At 67.9% G+C, this 15,606-nt stretch carries 14 protein-coding genes and 1 pseudogene; 5 read left to right on the top strand and 10 right to left on the bottom strand.

Features of this window, described 5'->3' with window-relative positions; genetic code table 11:
* The first annotated feature begins 51 nt into the window (after positions 1-51).
* On the top strand, positions 52-1,155 hold the full coding sequence (locus G3N97_RS27655) for a branched-chain amino acid ABC transporter substrate-binding protein (protein ID WP_205996194.1): 1,104 nt from the start codon (positions 52-54) through the stop codon (positions 1,153-1,155).
* A 61-nt stretch (positions 1,156-1,216) separates the two neighbouring features.
* Here the strand turns inward: G3N97_RS27655 and G3N97_RS27650 are convergent, their stop codons facing one another.
* Together G3N97_RS27650 and G3N97_RS27645 are read right to left on the bottom strand one after the other, a co-directional pair.
* The gene (locus G3N97_RS27650) at positions 1,217-3,142 is read right to left on the bottom strand and encodes a DUF3857 and transglutaminase domain-containing protein (RefSeq protein ID WP_346778129.1); all 1,926 of its coding nucleotides are present in this window, start codon (positions 3,140-3,142) and stop codon (positions 1,217-1,219) included.
* Between the two features lie 281 nt (positions 3,143-3,423).
* Positions 3,424-4,689: an aminotransferase class I/II-fold pyridoxal phosphate-dependent enzyme gene (locus G3N97_RS27645; RefSeq protein ID WP_205996192.1), complete on the bottom strand. Its 1,266-nt coding sequence runs from the start codon at positions 4,687-4,689 to the stop codon at positions 3,424-3,426.
* Between the two features lie 162 nt (positions 4,690-4,851).
* Here G3N97_RS27645 and G3N97_RS27640 point away from each other — a divergent pair, with 162 nt between their 5' ends.
* Positions 4,852-5,739 (top strand): LysR substrate-binding domain-containing protein, encoded by an 888-nt coding sequence (locus G3N97_RS27640; protein ID WP_065061175.1) that lies wholly within the window; start codon positions 4,852-4,854, stop codon positions 5,737-5,739.
* 36 nt (positions 5,740-5,775) lie between these two features.
* Here G3N97_RS27640 and G3N97_RS27635 read toward each other — a convergent pair whose 3' ends face one another.
* From G3N97_RS27635 to G3N97_RS27620, 4 genes are all read right to left on the bottom strand, one after another.
* On the bottom strand, positions 5,776-6,426 hold the full coding sequence (locus G3N97_RS27635; RefSeq protein WP_205996191.1) for a hypothetical protein: 651 nt from the start codon (positions 6,424-6,426) through the stop codon (positions 5,776-5,778).
* Positions 6,427-6,699: 273 nt separating this feature from the next.
* Entirely contained in the window at positions 6,700-7,395 is a 696-nt protein-coding gene (gene hutC, locus G3N97_RS27630) for a histidine utilization repressor (protein ID WP_205996190.1), read from the bottom strand.
* A 26-nt stretch (positions 7,396-7,421) separates the two neighbouring features.
* Positions 7,422-8,945, bottom strand: coding sequence for a histidine ammonia-lyase (gene hutH / locus G3N97_RS27625; protein ID WP_205996189.1), 1,524 nt, complete (start codon positions 8,943-8,945; stop codon positions 7,422-7,424).
* 127 nt (positions 8,946-9,072) lie between these two features.
* Complete coding sequence (locus tag G3N97_RS27620; protein WP_205996188.1) at positions 9,073-10,020, bottom strand: LysR family transcriptional regulator; 948 nt, start codon at positions 10,018-10,020, stop codon at positions 9,073-9,075.
* A 141-nt stretch (positions 10,021-10,161) separates the two neighbouring features.
* Between G3N97_RS27620 and G3N97_RS27615 the strand changes: the two genes are divergently transcribed.
* Both G3N97_RS27615 and G3N97_RS27610 read left to right on the top strand, forming a co-directional pair.
* Positions 10,162-11,073, top strand: coding sequence for an NAD-dependent epimerase/dehydratase family protein (locus G3N97_RS27615; protein ID WP_205996187.1), 912 nt, complete (start codon positions 10,162-10,164; stop codon positions 11,071-11,073).
* 125 nt (positions 11,074-11,198) lie between these two features.
* Positions 11,199-11,381, top strand: coding sequence for a hypothetical protein (locus G3N97_RS27610; RefSeq protein ID WP_027821027.1), 183 nt, complete (start codon positions 11,199-11,201; stop codon positions 11,379-11,381).
* Between the two features lie 137 nt (positions 11,382-11,518).
* On the opposite strand, the gene G3N97_RS27605 is transcribed toward G3N97_RS27610, so the two are convergent.
* The 4 genes from G3N97_RS27605 to G3N97_RS27590 form a co-directional block, all read right to left on the bottom strand.
* A complete protein-coding gene (locus tag G3N97_RS27605) occupies positions 11,519-12,265 on the bottom strand; it encodes a thioredoxin family protein (RefSeq protein ID WP_205996186.1) in 747 nt (248 codons plus the stop codon).
* A 47-nt stretch (positions 12,266-12,312) separates the two neighbouring features.
* Positions 12,313-12,651: an SRPBCC domain-containing protein gene (locus G3N97_RS27600; RefSeq protein ID WP_205996195.1), complete on the bottom strand. Its 339-nt coding sequence runs from the start codon at positions 12,649-12,651 to the stop codon at positions 12,313-12,315.
* Positions 12,651-13,139, bottom strand: a complete 489-nt coding sequence (locus tag G3N97_RS27595; protein ID WP_205996185.1) for a metalloregulator ArsR/SmtB family transcription factor — start codon at positions 13,137-13,139, stop codon at positions 12,651-12,653. Before G3N97_RS27595 ends, G3N97_RS27600 begins: the two co-directional genes overlap by 1 nt.
* Positions 13,140-13,327: 188 nt before the next feature.
* Positions 13,328-14,752 carry an NCS2 family permease gene (locus G3N97_RS27590; protein ID WP_205996184.1) on the bottom strand — a complete coding sequence of 475 codons (1,425 nt, stop codon included), beginning with the start codon at positions 14,750-14,752 and terminating at the stop codon, positions 13,328-13,330.
* Between the two features lie 628 nt (positions 14,753-15,380).
* Here G3N97_RS27590 and G3N97_RS27585 point away from each other — a divergent pair.
* A pseudogene (locus tag G3N97_RS27585) lies at positions 15,381-15,606 on the top strand (PRC-barrel domain containing protein); the annotation flags it as partial.

Genomic DNA, 15,606 nt, shown 5'->3' with positions numbered 1-15,606 from the left:
ACGCTCGCGCGCGTCGCCCTCGTCTGCGGCGTCGCCGTTTCCGGCGGCGCGCTGCTCGCCTTGCCCGACAACGCGGCTTACGCGGCGGGTCCGCTGACCGTGCGCATCGGCTTCGCGGCGGCGCTGTCCGGCGACTACGCGAACTATGGCCGCGACCTGCAGAACGGCGTGCAACTCGCGCTCGACGAAGCGAACGCCCAGGGCCTCAAGATCGGCGATCAGGTGGCGCATTTCGAACTCGTCGCGCTCGACGACCGCGCCGATCCACGCCTCGGCGTGCAGTCGGCGGCCCAGCTCGCGAATCAGGGCGTGGCCGCCGTGATCGGCCACTTCAACTCGGGCACGGCGATTCCCGCCTCGCGCATTTATGAAAGCGCCGGCATTCCGATGCTCGACCCCGCCGCCACCAATCCCGTCATCACGGCGCAGGGTTTCGCGAACACCTTCACGGTGATCTCGAACGACGCGCAGAACGCCGGCATCGCGGGCGCGTGGGCCGTCGACGTCATGAAAGCCAAACGCGTGGCGATCATCGACGACCGCAGCGCCTTCGGCCAGGGCGAGGCCGACGTGTTCGAGCGCACCGTGAAGGAGCACGGCGGCAACGTGGTCGCGCGCGAGTTCGCCGCCACGGAATCCGACGACTTCGGCCCGCAGCTCTCGAAGATCAAGGCCGCCGACGCCGACCTGCTCTACTTCGGCGGCCTCGCGCATCAGGCGGGATCGCTCGTCAAGCAGATGAAGGCGCGCAGCATGAACACGCAGTTCGTGGGCGGGGGCGGCGTGGCGAATCCCGATTTCGTGCAGTTCGCGGGCGCAGCCGGCGAAGGCGCGATGGCCTGGGAATACGGCCGCCCGCTCGCGCAACTGCCCGACGGCCCGCGCTTCGCGCAGAAGTACCGCAGCCGCTTTGGCGCCGATGTGCTCGCTTACGCGCCATTCGGCTACGACGCCGCGTGGGCCGCGATTCACGCGATGGTCGCGGCAAAGTCGGCGAAACCGGACGTCTACCGCCCGGTGCTCAGCACGCTTGCGTTCGACGGCGTGACTGGCCGCATTGCCTTCGACGAACATGGCGCGCTCAAGAACGGCGCATCCACGCTCTATCAGGTCAAGCAAGGCGCGTGGGTGCCGGTGATGACGCGCGGCGGCTGAAACCGCGCGTTCGACGCCTGTTTTCAGGCTCCGCTTAATTTAATCAGCCATCCTGATCGATTCATCGCGCACGCACGACGATCTGCGCGTGCGTGTCGCGCTGGATGCGTACGAGTGCGTCGCGCATCTGCTCGAACTGCTGCGCCGAACACACCTGTTGCCCGAATCGCGCCGACAAACGCCGCGCAATCTGCACCGTGCGCGTGAGCGGATCGAACACATAACGCGCGCTGTAGACGATGCGCGCCGCGTCGGCCTGCGTGCTCACATCGGTATCGCGCGGCAGGTCCGTCACGCGCGCGAACGCGGGCAGCGCGATCTGCGCGTCCTCCTCGTAATCGCCGCCCACGCAGGCCCACGGCTGCGTGCGGCGCGGCACCGCGAGCCACGTGTCGATCTGCGTGCCGATGCCGCCCGACAGGCTGCTCAGCGCGGGCAGCGCCGTGGTGCCGTCGCGCCACACGAAGTGATCGAGCTTGCCTTCGATACGCGTGCCGAACGGCCCCGACGTGGCGTCGAGCGCGCTCGTGGCAATCCGCGCGGTGCCCGCGAGCCCGGTCTGCCGCACGCGCTGCGCGGCGATCTGCTGCGCGACCTGATGCGTCGCGCGCCGAAACGTGTTGCGCTCGGGCTCCGCGCTCGCGCCCGCATCGTCGACGTGATAGCGAAACGCGGCGTTGCCGTCGGCATTCACGTCGATCTCCAGCCGCGCCGAGCGCGCGCGCGGTTGCGTCGCGGGCGTGCGCACGAGCACGCCGTCGTCGACGAGCAGCGCCGGGCGGTCCATCACGCCCGCCGGCAGGAAGCCGAAGGCCACGCCGCCCGACGAGGTATCGGCGAACACGTTCAGATCGGGCAGATACGCGATGACGTGGTTGATCGCTTCCGCGCCGTAGCCCGGCACGTCCGGCAAGCTGTAGACCGGCCCGAGGCTGATGAGCGCGGCCTCGGCGCGCACGCCGACCGCCGCCAGCAGCGCCGTGAACAGCGCGACGTGATCCTTGCAGTCGCCATAGCGGTCGCGCAGGATGTCCGCCGCGCGATGCGGCGCGGCCTCGGTCTCGCCCAGAAATAGCGCGACGTAGCGAATGTTCAGACGCATCCAGTCGTAAATGCGCGCGGCTTTCTCGCGCGGATCGCTCGCGCCCGCCGTGAGCGATTGCGCGAAGGCCGCGATGGCCGGACTCGTCGCCGATGGATCGGCCGCCGACTCGCGGTAACGCGCCGCGAAGGCCGCGAAGCTCGGCACCGTCGTCACCATCAGGCGCGCGCCCCAGTTCACGCGCGCGACCGCGCCCGCCTCCAGCGGCGCATACGGGCCGTGCGCGTAGTCGAACGCATAACGGGTGCGGCCGTTTTCCGTCACGGGCGGCTGCGCGGTGTAGCCGCGTGCGTCGGCGTAGAGCGGCACGTCGGCGGGCAGATCGAAAATCAGGCGCTGGAACTGCGTGGGCTGATCCTCCGGCACCGCGAAGTACGAGAACGTGCCCGCCTGCAAAGGCTTCGCGCGCCGCTTCGAAAACGCGAGCCGCACGCGCGAACCAGGCTGCACGCCCGGAAAGATCACGGTGCGCAGCACGCCGTCCTCGAAGGTCGGCGCGCCCGCCGAGCGCGGCTCCTGCACGTCGCGGATATTCGCCGGGCCGACCGTATGCACGCTGTCGTCCGGATCGATCGTCTGCGCCGCGAGGCCCGTGATCGTTTCGATATCCTTATTGAACCAGACATAGCGCTGGGCAATGGCATCGACGCCCGCGCCCGTGTTCGCGCGCAAGGTCGAATCGTCGTGCTCCTCGACCGAGCCGTCTTTTTGCACGACGAAAACGTGGACGTCGCGTTCCAGCGTCGCCGGGGGCGTGTCGTCTTCGGGGATCGTGTCGGGAGGCGGCGTGGTGATGGGCTGCGCCGAGGCCGCCCACGTCGCCGAAACCACGCAAAGTGCGAGCGCGAGCGCGAAGATCCGCGCAAAGTCGCCGGGGCGCGCCACGCTCAACGCCGCGTCCGCCGCGCGCCGCGACAACCGAACGATCCCGCCACGACAATCGCGAGGCAAGCGCGTTCGTGACGTTCCTCGAAGGGACGATCGCCCGGGCCGAGCATGCAGACGCAGTCGTCGGCTTCCCGGCCCGGAGCGGCGGCGAGCGGCGATGTGGACAGGAAAAGCGCAGCGGACACGGCGACCTCGCGAGGACGATGGCGTTCGACTTTCGTTGTAGCACATCGCCTGCCGGACCGCCCGCTTCAGACAACCGCTTCAGACCACCCGCTTCAGGCCGCCCGCCTGCCCTGCTCCTCGACGGCGCGCAGCAGCGCGAGCGCGATGCCATGCGCCGCGAGCCGCACCTCGTCGAGCGCGGGAAACGACGGCGCGATCCGCAAATGGCTGTCCTGCGGATCGACGCCATAAGGAAACGCTGCGCCCGCCGGCGTCAGCACGAGGCCCGCCTCGGCGGCGAGTTCCACCGTGCGGCGCGCGCAGCCCGGCGGCGCATACAGGCTGATGAAATAGCCGCCCCGCGGCGCGTTCCAGCTCACCTGCGGCACGCCCGCCAGACGCTCGCGAAACACCGCATCGACCGCGTCGAACTTCGGCGCGAGCAACGCGCGGTGCCGCGCCATCAGCGCGTCGAGCGTCGCGCGATCGCGCACGAAACGCACGTGGCGCAACTGGTTCAGCTTGTCCGGGCCGATCGAGCGCACGCCCGTATGGCGCAGCCACCACGCCACGTTGCGCGGCGACGCCGCCAGCCACGCGAGCCCGCCGCCCGCGTAAGTCACCTTCGACAGCGACGCGAACATCAGCACGCGGTCGGCGTGGCCCGCCGCCTCGCAGGCCGCGATCATGTCGTGCGCGGCGCGCGGCGTATCGACGGTATCGACGAGATGGTGGAAACGATAGGCGTCGTCCCAGAACAGGCGGAAATCGGGCGCGGCCGTGGGCAGCGCGGCGAGTCGGCGCACGACGTCGTCGGAATACGTCGCGCCCGTCGGGTTGCTGTAATGCGGCACGCACCACATGCCCTTGATCGAGGCGTCGTCGCGAACCAGCGCTTCGACGGCGTCGATGTCGGGGCCGTCGTCGTTCATCGGCACGGCGATCATGCGCACGCCCAGCGCCTCGCAGATCGCGAAGTGACGGTCGTAGCCCGGCGCGGGGCAAAGGAACGCGATCTCGCGCTGGGCGCGCCACGGCGTGCCTTGCGCGCCCGCCTCGCCCGACGGCACGCCATGCAGCAGCGCGAACACGAACGCGTCGTGCATCAGTTCGAGGCTCGAATTGCCCGCCGCCACGACCTGCGCGGCGCTCACGCCCAGCAGTTCCGCGCCCAGTTCGCGCGCCTCGGGCACGCCCGCGCCCAGCCCGTAATTGCGGCAGTCGAAGCCGTCGCGCGCGCGAAAACCGGCTGTATCCGCAGCCTCGAACAGCGCCGCCGAGAGATCGAGCTGCTCGGGCGCGGGCTTGCCGCGCGACATGTCGAGGCGCAGGCCGAGCGCGCGGAATCGTTCGTAGTTCAAATCAATAGACGGGGTCATCGACATCGCGGATCTCGTTATGGTTGGCGGCAACGCGCTAGCGGAACGTGGGAAGGGAGCGGACCGAGGACAAAGCGGGCGGCTCGTTCCCCAGAATACGGACGTCGCGACCTTCAGACAAACGCGTTATATTGAAGTTTTCGATCAGTTTTTCTTATACCGATGAAGACCCTCGATCTGGACGTGCTCGCCATGGTGGTGGCCGTCGCCGACGCTGGCAGCTTCGTGCGCGGCGCGGCGCTGGTGCACCGCTCGCAGGCCGCGCTGAGCATGCAGATCCGCGCGCTGGAAGAGACGCTCGGCAAGCCGCTCTTCATCCGCGCGCCGCGCAACGTCACGCCCACGCCCGACGGCCACACACTGATCGCCTACGCGCGGCGCATGCTGGCGCTGCGCGACGAGGCCTGGGCGACGCTCGCGCATCCCGAGGTCACGGGGCGCGTGTCGATCGGCATGCCCGACGACTACGCGTCGTCGCTGCTGCCGCCCGTGCTGCGCAAGTTCTCGGCGAACTGGCCGAAGGTGGAGATTCAGGTGGTCGGGCTGCCGAGCAGCGCGCTCGCGCCGCTGGTGCGGGAGAACAAGATCGATCTCGCGTGCATCACCGGGACGACCGGCACCAGCAGCGCGCGGGGATTGTCCGGCGAATTCATCCGCTTCGAGCCGATGGTCTGGGCCGGGCCGCCCGCCGCCGCCACGGCCGCGATCGGCCGCGAGGTCTGGCGCGAACGGCCGCTGCCCATCGCCCTCTTCAGCGCGGGCAGCGTCGCGCGCGCGAACGCAATCCAGGCGCTGGAGCGCGCCCGCATCACCTATCGCACCTCATATGAAAGTCCGAGCTTGATGGGCTTGTGCAGCATGGTGGCGGCAGGTCTCGCCGTCGCGCCGCTCGCGCGCTGCGCCGTGCCGGAGACCTTCGCCACGCTGGGTCGCCCGCACGGTCTGCCCGATCTGCCCGAACTCGAAGTGGTGCTCGCGCGCAGCGCGAGTTCGAACCGCCCGCCGTGCGACTTTCTCGCCGAGCAGATTCTCGCGGAACTGCGGGTCTAGCCGATAAAAAACAGGCACGCGGACAGATGAGCGGCGTCACTCCTCGCCGAGTCGCAGCAGCAGCGCATGCAAACGCGAGACGTGCCGCAGCAGCAACTCGCGATGCTTCTCGATCTGTTCGAGCCGCCCTTCGAGATCGGCGCGTACGCGTTCGTCGGGCTCCGCATAGCCGATCACGTCCTCGATACGCGAGCGCAGCGCTTCCGGATCGACCGGCAACATGCTCAGGTGGCGTTCGAGCTTGCGCACGTCCTGCGCGGCCAGTTCGCGGATCTTGCGCGTGCCCGCCAGCTTCCGCTGCGTCTGGGTGTCCTGCCCGCCCTCGCGCCTGACGCCGGTCTGCCCGAAGATCGGCTCCGAGCGCAGCACCGGCGCCTTGCGCACCGGATGCGCCGTGCCGCGAAAGCGCGCGCGCGGCGATTCGCCGGCGATGGCCTCGCGGGCTTCGTCGGGTACGTCGGCCGCGTCGTGCGGCTCGTCCATCCAGCCTTCGCGCAAGCCCGTGACGGCTTCCACGCCGCGCACGAACTCCGCGCTGAAGTCGCGCTGTCCGGTCACGATCAGCTTCATGTGACTGGCGGAAAACGTCATCATGCGCGCGAGCCGCGTGACCGCGCCGACTTCGCGGGTGAGCAGCGCGAGGTTCGCGCGCCACATGGGCATGAGCGTAGCGCCGGAATCTTCCATTGCGGAGGTCCTCCTCGAAGGCCGCATCAACATCGATGCGCCTGGCCGATGCCTGAAGGTTAGCCGCATCGCACGGTGCGATGCAACCCGCCGCAAGACACGTGCCGCGCGGCCGCAACGTTCAAGCGGGGTCGTAACCCGCTAGACGGGCTGGCGATGGCGCGTTCGTGATCGCTTCGAAAGGCAAATGGAATTGTTTCGTACCACCAATGAATCGAGATCGACCGATATCGACGGCGGCACGAAAAAACGGCGGAGAGCGGCGGAAAGCGCCTAGAAATGCCCGGTGAAGCGATAGCGGCTGCCCGGATGCCAGAGATTCGCCACTGACGCCACCAGCGCACGCGACCACGTGCGCCGATGCAGCACGAGACACGGCTCGGACTCGCCCATCGCCAGATGCGCGCGCGTGTCGCCTTCGGGCGCGAGCGCCTCGATGCGGTACTCCACGCGCTGCAAGGGCGCCACGCGCACGAGGTACTGATTCGGCGTGGTCTGCGTAAAATCCTGTCCGGCGTAATCGGGCGCGAGCGCCGGATTGACCCAGCGATCTTCGAGTTGCACCGGCTCGTCGTTCTCGAAGTGCAGCACGCGCGAACGAAACACGACGTCGTGCGTACGCAGGCCCATTTCGAGCGCGAGCGCCTCGTCGGCGGCCATCGGCCCGAGTTCCAGCACCTCGGCGCGATACCGGTGGCCGCGCGCGACGATCTCGTCGGAGATGCTGCGGATGGCCACCAGCGTCGACTCGTACTTCGGCCGCGCGACGAAGGTGCCCGCGCCCTGCACGCGCGTGAGCACCTGTTCGGCGGTCAGTTCGCGCAGCGCGCGGTTCACGGTCATGCGGGCGACCTTGAACTCGCGCGCCAGCTCGTTCTCCGACGGCACCTGGTCGCCCTCGCCCCACTCGCCCGCGTCGATGCGCGCAAGGATGAAGTCCTTGATGCCTTGATACGCGGGCGCGTTCATGCGCGGCGCTCGTCGCCCGGCGACGCTCAGTTCGCCTGCGATTCGAACGCGAACGGGCTGTGCGCCGCGATGACGCCGTCCTGCACCAGACGCGTGACGGCCGCGATGTCCGGCGCGAAGTAACGGTCGAGATCGTAATGCGGAACTTCGGCGCGCACGGTCTGCATCACGCGTTGCAGCGCCGGGCTGGTCTGATGCGGCGCGCGCAGATCGACGCCTTGCGCGGCGGCGAGCAGTTCGATCGAGAGGATGTTGGCCGTGTTGTCGGCGATGTCGGCGAGCTTGCGCGCACCGAAGGTCGCCATCGACACGTGGTCTTCCTGGTTCGCCGACGTCGGCAGCGAATCGACCGAAGCCGGATGCGCGAGCGTCTTGTTTTCCGAGGCCAGCGCCGCCGCCGTCACGTGCGCGATCATGAAGCCCGAGTTCACGCCGCCGTCCTTGACGAGGAAAGGCGGCAGGCCCGAGAGCGTCGCGTCGATCAGCAGCGCGATGCGGCGCTCGGCCAGCGCGCCAATTTCGGCGGCCGCGAGCGCGAGATTGTCGGCGGCGAAGGCCACCGGCTCGGCGTGGAAGTTGCCGCCCGAAAGCACTTCGAGCGTTTCCGGAAAGATCAGCGGATTGTCGGAGACCGCGTTCGCCTCGATCAGCAGCACGTGCGCCGCGTGGCGCATCTGGTCGAGACACGCGCCCATCACCTGCGGCTGGCAGCGCAGCGAGTACGGGTCCTGCACCTTGCCGCAATCGCGGTGCGAGAGGTTGATCGCCGAGCCTTCGAGCAGGTCGCGATACGACGCGGCCGCTTCGACCTGGCCGCGATGGCCGCGCAGTTCGTGGATGCGCGCGTCGAACGGCTTGACCGAGCCCGCCGCCGCGTCCACGCTCAGCGCGCCCGACACCAGCGCCGTGCGGTACAGGTCTTCGATCGCGAACATGTTGTAGAGCGCGAGCGCCGTGGACGCCTGCGTGCCGTTGAGCAGCGCGAGGCCTTCCTTGGCCTGCAGCGTGAGCGGCTTGAGGCCGGCGGCGGCCAGGCCCGCTTCGGCGCTGGCGCGCTCGCCGCGAATGAACACTTCGCCGATGCCGAGCAGCACCGCCGACATATGCGCGAGCGGCGCGAGGTCGCCCGAGGCGCCAACCGAACCCTTCACGGGGATCAGCGGCAGCACGTCGGCGTTGAACAGCGTGATCAGCGCGCCCATCACTTCGCGGCGGATGCCCGAGTGGCCGCGGCCCATGCTCGACAGCTTCAGCGCCATCAGCAGGCGCACGACCGGACGCGACATCGGCTCGCCCACGCCCACGGCGTGCGAGAGCACGAGGTTGCGTTGCAGCAGTTCGAGCTGATCGGTCGGGATATGCGTGCTCGCGAGTCGGCCGAAACCCGTGTTGATGCCGTAAGCGGGCTCGCCCTTGGCGGTGATCTCGGCGACGGCGCGCGCGCCCGCGTCGATGCCGGCGTAGCTCGCCGGATCGAGTTCGAGTTTCACCGTTTCGCGCGCGATCTGGCGCAGTTGGGGCAGGGTCAGATGGCCGGGCGTGAGAAGCATGATCGAATCCTGTCTATACAAGTTGTCGCGCAGTCTAGCCTGGCGCGCCTGTATAGACAACTCTTAGTCGGATCACGCCGCCCTGGGACTATCCATGAGCGCGGCCCCGCCACCGCACCCGGCCCCGTCAGGGCTGCAGTTCCAGCCTGCCCCCGATAAACGCGAGAAAACACTGCACGCGCGCGGCCAGCGCGGCGCTGCGGTAGTAGACGGCGTGGATCGGCTGGCGCTCGGCGAGCAGCGCGTCGTCGAGAAGCGTGACGAGACGGCCCGACGCGCGGTCGTCGGCAGTCATGAAGTCCGAAAGACAGGCAATGCCCGCGCCCGCGAGCGCGAGTTGCCGGATGGTCTCGCCGCTCGATGCGGACAGCGTCGGCTGGATCGCAATGCCCGGCTCGGCGGTTTCGTCGAACAAGGGCGCTTGAGACGCATTGTCCGCGTCGGCGTCGGCGGTCGATTCGCGCAGCGGCCAGCGGTTCAGTTGCGCGGGCGCCGTGAAGCCGATCAGCCGCTGCTCGCGCAAGGCCGCGAGCGAGCGCGGCACGCCGTGCTCCGCGAGATACGCGGGACTCGCCACCACGCGGCGGCGGCTCACGCCGAGCGAGCGTGCATGCAGCGTGGAATCCTGCAGCGCGCCGATGCGGATCGCGATATCCACGCGCTGCTCCAGCAGGTCGACGATGCGCTCGTTGCTCGTCAGTTCGAGCTGGATCTCGGGAAAGCGCGCCGCGAACGCGCTCACGTGCGGAACGATACAGTGCAGCATGAACGGCGTGGCCGCGTCCACGCGCAGCCGCCCCGACGGCTGTTCGCGATGGCGCGTGACGGCCTCTTCGGCATCTTCCATCGCGCCCAGAATCGCACGGGCGCGTTCGAGAAACAGCTCGCCCTCTTCGGTCAGTTGCAGACGCCGCGTGGTACGCAGAATCAGCGCCACGCCCAGCTGCTTTTCGAGCCGGGTGAGCGCGCGGCTCACGCCCGAGACCGTCTGCTGAAGTTTTTCGGCGGCGGCGGTGATCGACCCCGCATCGATCACGGTGACGAATACGAGCAATTCGTCGGTCGACGTTTTCATTGTTGATCCGCAGTCAAGATTCATTTGAGACTAACACGGTTTTTGCAAAGCGCGAATGCCGCGATACTCGACGCCAGATCATTCATCACGACCATTCGCCCCGCCGCCGTTGGCGGCGCCGGGCCAACCAGGAGAGTTCCAATGAAAGTATTCGTGACGGGCGCAGGCGGCTTTATCGGCGGCACGATCGCGGCGCATCTGGCGCGCGCGGGCCATGAAGTGCGCGGGCTGGTGCGCCGCCCCGAACAGTTCGCCGATCTCGAAGCGCTGAACATCGCGCCGGTGCACGGCGGTCTCGACGACCGCGATCTGCTGATGCGCGAAGCGCGCGCCGCCGACGCCGTCATCAACGCCGCCGACAGCGACCATCGCGGCGCGGTCGAAGCGCTGCTCGACGCGCTCGAAGGCTCGGACAAGCCGCTGCTGCATACGAGCGGATCGAGCATCGTCGGCGACGCTTCGGGCGGCGAGCCGACCGACAAGATCTACTACGAAGACGCCCTGCCCGCGCCGACGCCCGACAAGGCGCCGCGCGTGGCCATCGACGATCTCGTGCTCGCGGGCGCGCAGCGCGGCATTCGCAGCGCCGTGCTCTGCAACACGCTGATCTACGGCGTGGGCGCGGTGCCGGGCGCGGCGAGCGTGCAGTTGCCGCGACTGATTCGTCAGGCGCAGAAAAGCGGCGTCATGCGTCACGTCGGGCGCGGCCTGAACATCTGGTCGAACGTGCACGTGGACGATGTCGCCGAACTCTATCGCCTCGCGATCGAGAAAACCCCTGCGGGCACGTTCTATTTCGTCGACAGCGGCGAAGCCAACTTCGTCTCGATGACCGAAGCGCTCGCGCGGAAGATGGGCCTCGGCGCGCCGCAAGATTGGCCGCTGCAAGACGCGATCGGGGAATGGGGTTACGAGATGGCGTCGTACGGGCTCGGTTCGAACAGCCGCGTGCGCGGCGAGCGCGCGCGCAAGCTGCTGGGCTGGGAGCCGAAGCGCAGCTCGGTCACGGAGTGGATCCGCGACGAGATGCCGGCGCCCACGTCCCAAAAATAACGGCCGCAAAAATAACGTTGTAATGCGCCGTATTGTTGCGTATCCGTAAGGTCGATCCGCTAGAATCGCGCCGGTTTGCACTACCCGCCGGCCCGCTTTCTGTGGATCGGCACCCGGATACACCGATGCTCCTCGCGCTGAACTTCGACTGGCTGACCAACCTGCTCGCCATTCTGTTCGTCGTCGCTTGTCTCTACGATGCGCGCTACGACGAATACGGCACGCTGACCCTCGCCGCCGCTGCCATGGGTCTGATCGTGATGGCGATTGAAGTCCTGCTGCGCCCCGCGTTCGAGATGTCGCTCTAAGCCGACTCTCGCGTTCGCGACGCCGCATTGCGTCGCTCGCCCCTGGTGCTTTCATTCACGTTTCGCAGCACTTTCCGCGACCCTGCGCAAGCTGACAGACACATCGTTTCGCGCTGTCTTTAAGCCCCACGTCTTCTTCAGTGCCCGGCCTTGTCGTGCCCGCAGCACGCGTGCGTCTGAGCGCTGTCGCCATAACGATCGTGATGGCGCATCCAGTCGTTCATGTCGTGCGCTTCGTTGCGGCCTTTCGCCGTGAATTCGAGCATCGCGTAGGTCGCGATCGGCAATTCGACGCCACGCGCGTAGGCCGAATACGTGTGATAGACCTGCCCCGCCTCGTCGCGATAGAACGCACTGATGCCCGGTAATTCGTCGCTCACGTAGTCCTGATCGCGATAGTTGTAGCGCGCCGTGCCGCGCGCCTTGTCGGCGTCGGTGAAGGACACGTTGAAGTCGAAATTGAATTCACCGCCATACGACGACACCCACGGAAACCGCCAGCCCATGCGCTGTTTGAAGGCCTCGATCTTCGCGAGCGGCGCGCGCGAGACGGCCACGTAAGTCACGTCGTGATGCTCCAGATGCGGCAGCATGCCATCGACGTGATCGGACAGAAACGAGCAGCCGGGACAGCCCTCTTCCCAGTCCGGTCCGAGCATGAAGTGATACGTCAGCAACTGGCTGCGCGGACCGAACAGCTCGGCGAGCGTGCGTGTGCCGTGCGGCGTCTCGAAGGTATAGTTTTTCTCGACTTTCACCCACGGCAGCGCCTGGCGCTTCGCCACCAGCGCGTCGCGCGCATGCGTGAATGCGCGTTCGTCTTCGAGCAGCGCCTCGCGCGCCTTCAACCATTCGGCCTCCGAAACAATCTTGTGCGCTTCCATCGTGTCTTCCTCCTTCGGTTGATCGTCGATACCGGCGCGGTGAGCGCCTAGTCGAACAGCTCGCCCAGCCGGTCGAACGCGCTGGACCAGCCTTCGCGATGCGCGTCGCGCGTTGCTTCGTCGAAGAGACGTTCGTGACGCAGCGTCAGCTCGGTCGTTTCGCCTTCGGCGCGCAGCAGCACGCTCACGCGCGATTCGCGCTCGGGCGTGCTGCGCCACGCCCACGTGAACACCAGTTTCTGCTCGGGCACGACCTCCAGATACGTGCCGCTCACATCGTGCTCCTCGCCGTCGGGCGAACGCATGATGATGCGAAAGCGCCCGCCCACGCGCACGTCCGCTTCGGCATGCAGGCAGGTCGTGTCGAGCGGATGCATCCAGCGCATCAGTTGCGCCGCTTGCGTCCATGCCGCGTAGACCTTGCAGGCGTTCGCGTTGAGACGACGGCGGAGGACGAGGACGGCGACGCCTCGGGCGGCGTCGGCGCCATCGCCTGCACCGGCGACAGCGGTTGCAGCGGTGACAGGTTCGGGTCGGCTGGACATGCGTCTTCCTCCACGAAAGCGGCGAGACGATCGAGCGCCTCGTTCCAGAAGCGCTGATAGTGCGCGAGCCACTGCATCGCGTCCTCCATCGGCCCCGCCGCGAGACGGCACGCGACCGTGCGCCCGGTCTTCTCGCGCGTGACGAGACCCGCCTCGGCGAGCACGTCGAGATGCTTCATCACGGCGGGCAAGGACATCGCGAAGGGCTGCGCGAGCGCGCTCACCGAGAGCGCGTCCTGCTGGGCGAGCCGCGCGAGCAGCGCGCGCCGCGTGGGGTCCGCGAGCGCGGCGAAGGTGCGATTCAGCGCGTCGTCTTCATACTTAACCATGTGGTTTAGCATAGAACGCGAGACGCGGAAGTCAAGGCGCGATCTTTGCCGGTTCCGGCAATAAAAAATCGCGCCGAAAATACCGCACGGCCCGCGCCGCCGTCAGGCGAACGCGAGCCGTGAAGCCGGCAGGACGGGGCGCCGTGGGACCGTCCTGCCGATGACCGGGCCAGCGCGACGCGTGCGCGTCAGATGGCCCAGCCGCCCAGGTAGAACGCCACGAGCACGGCGGCGATGATGCCCGTGCCGACGTTGAGCTTTCTGAACTCGCCGCTCACCACGCGGCCGATCACCAGCGTGGAGAAGCCGAGCATGATGCCGGTGACGATATTGGCCGTCAGCACGATAAACACGGCGCAAACGAGGCCCGCCATCGAATCGACCATGTCGCTCATGTCGAGGCGCGCGACGCTCGACAGCATCATCAGGCCGACATACATGAGCGCGGGCGCCGTGGCGTACGACGGCACGAGGCCCGCGAGCGGCGCGAAGAACATCACCGCGAGGAACAGCACGCCCACCACAGCGGCGGCCATGCCGGTCTTCGCGCCCGCCGCCACGCCCACGGTCGATTCGATATAGGCGGCCGCCGGCGCGCCGCCGAAGAAGCCCGAGAAGATCGAGCTGACCGAGTCGGCGGTCAGCGCGCGGCCGCCGTTGATGATGCGTCCGTTGGCGTCGAGTTGGCCCGCCTGCCCCGCCACGGCGCGGATCGTGCCGGTGGCGTCGAACACGGCCGTCATCACGAGCGCGAGCACGCTCGGCAGCACCGTCAGCGAGAGCGCGCCCTTGATGTCCATCGCGCCGATCAGCGAGGCATGACCCGGCGCCGACAGCGACGGCCACGCGAACACGCCGTGGAAGGTCACGGCCGGATCGAGCGCGAGCCCGAGCGCCGAAATCGCCACGATCACGATCAGGATCGAGCCCGGCACGCGGCGGCGCACGAGGCCGAAAATCGCCGCGAGACCGACCACCGACATGATGACCGGCAGCGAGGTGACATGACCGAGCGAGACCGGCAGACCCGCGCCCGGATTCTTCACGACGAGGCCCACGTCGTTGGCCGCGATCAGCAGCAGGAACAGCCCGATGCCGATGCCCGTGCCATGCGCGATGCCGTGCGGCAGGTTGCGCAGGATCCACGAGCGCACGCCCGTGACGGAAATCGCCGTGAAAACGAGGCCCATCAGGAACACCGCGCCGAGCGCGACTTCCGGCTTGAGGCCCTTGCCGAGCACGAGGCCGAACGCGGTGAACGCCGTCAGCGAAATGGCGCAGCCGATCGCGATCGGCAGACGCGCCCACAGGCCCATCAGCAGCGAGCCGAATGCGGTGGTCAGACAGACGGCCACGAATACCGCGCTGGTGTCGAAGCCCGCCTTGCCGAGCATGCCCGGCACGACGAACACGGAATAGACCATCGCGAGGAACGTGGTGACGCCCGCGATGCCCTCCTGGCGCACCGAACTGCCGCGCGCGGCGATGTCGAAATAGCGGTCGAGCAAGCCCGTCGCGCGGGCGGCGTCGAGGGCGTCGCCGTCACGGGCCACGGACAGATCCGCGGTCAGTTCGGCGGCGTCGGCCAATGGCCGGACGTGGGGGTCGAGCATGAGTGCCTCCTTTATCAGCGTGCTGAAACGGACCGGCGGCGTGCGCGCGGACCCGTCATCAGGTTCGTCTCGTATGTTGAGTTGTCGTGTCGACGCCAGCCGGGCGCGCCTTGGGAAGCGCTGTCTATATCGGTGGACAGTTTTTTGACATCTTTATGCTGGATCGAAGGTTAGGCGAACCCGTCATGCGCTCCCATCGCGTAAATCGCATTGAGGACATGCCGTGATCCTTATATCGCCGCGAACAAGGCCCGGCGGGCGGGCGTCCCCCGCGTTTACCCCGGCGCTTTTTTTCTTCCACGCTCTGACCGCGCGCGATGTCGTCCGATGAATGAATCGGATGGCGTCGCCGTGCTCGGGCGTGCGGCTTGCGCTAAGCCGCACGCCTGACAGAACACACAGGCAGCCCGAAACGCGCCGTCTGGCTCGCGGCAAAATCGCGGCAGACGGGCGGCCGATGCGCTTTTGTCGTCGAGATGGCGGGTCAATCGGGTTGAAAAGACGCAAAAAGGGCCGTTTTAGGCGGATTGCCCCGTTGCGCGGGTTAAACTCTCACGACCCGGTTTGACCCCGCCGCGCGGCGCGCCTGAGCGCAAGCCCGCGCCGGCGCTCCTAGGAGTTTCTGTTGATGAGAGGCGGTTTCGCACGTCCTGTTGTAAATCTTCCGACCCTTTCCGCTCTGCTCGTCGTAGCCGTGCTGTCGGGCTGCAGTCTGTTCCGCTCGCCGCCGCCGCCCGAGCCGGAAGCGCCCGTCGCCGCGAGCGAGCCGGATGTCGCGAGTGAGCCCGAGGCCGCATCGGCGCCCGACGCCGCCAGCGACACCGAAACGCCCGAAGCGAAGCCCGCGCCGCGCA

Origin of the sequence: Paraburkholderia sp. Ac-20347, assembly GCF_017104805.1 — a bacterium.
Lineage (GTDB): Bacteria > Pseudomonadota > Gammaproteobacteria > Burkholderiales > Burkholderiaceae > Paraburkholderia > Paraburkholderia tropica.
Note: the sequence above shows the minus strand (reverse complement) of the source record. Positions and strands in the feature narration are given on the sequence as shown.

Coding starts and splice junctions, on each gene's coding strand:
- G3N97_RS27645 (WP_205996192.1), bottom strand. CDS start 4,689: ATGACCCCGTCTATTGATTTGAACTACGAACGATTCCGCGCGCTCGGC.
- G3N97_RS27640 (WP_065061175.1), top strand. CDS start 4,852: ATGAAGACCCTCGATCTGGACGTGCTCGCCATGGTGGTGGCCGTCGCC.
- G3N97_RS27635 (WP_205996191.1), bottom strand. CDS start 6,426: ATGGAAGATTCCGGCGCTACGCTCATGCCCATGTGGCGCGCGAACCTC.
- hutC (WP_205996190.1), bottom strand. CDS start 7,395: ATGAACGCGCCCGCGTATCAAGGCATCAAGGACTTCATCCTTGCGCGC.
- hutH (WP_205996189.1), bottom strand. CDS start 8,945: ATGCTTCTCACGCCCGGCCATCTGACCCTGCCCCAACTGCGCCAGATC.
- G3N97_RS27620 (WP_205996188.1), bottom strand. CDS start 10,020: ATGAAAACGTCGACCGACGAATTGCTCGTATTCGTCACCGTGATCGAT.
- G3N97_RS27615 (WP_205996187.1), top strand. CDS start 10,162: ATGAAAGTATTCGTGACGGGCGCAGGCGGCTTTATCGGCGGCACGATC.
- G3N97_RS27610 (WP_027821027.1), top strand. CDS start 11,199: ATGCTCCTCGCGCTGAACTTCGACTGGCTGACCAACCTGCTCGCCATT.
- G3N97_RS27605 (WP_205996186.1), bottom strand. CDS start 12,265: ATGGAAGCGCACAAGATTGTTTCGGAGGCCGAATGGTTGAAGGCGCGC.
- G3N97_RS27600 (WP_205996195.1), bottom strand. CDS start 12,651: ATGCGCTGGATGCATCCGCTCGACACGACCTGCCTGCATGCCGAAGCG.
- G3N97_RS27595 (WP_205996185.1), bottom strand. CDS start 13,139: ATGGTTAAGTATGAAGACGACGCGCTGAATCGCACCTTCGCCGCGCTC.
- G3N97_RS27590 (WP_205996184.1), bottom strand. CDS start 14,752: ATGCTCGACCCCCACGTCCGGCCATTGGCCGACGCCGCCGAACTGACC.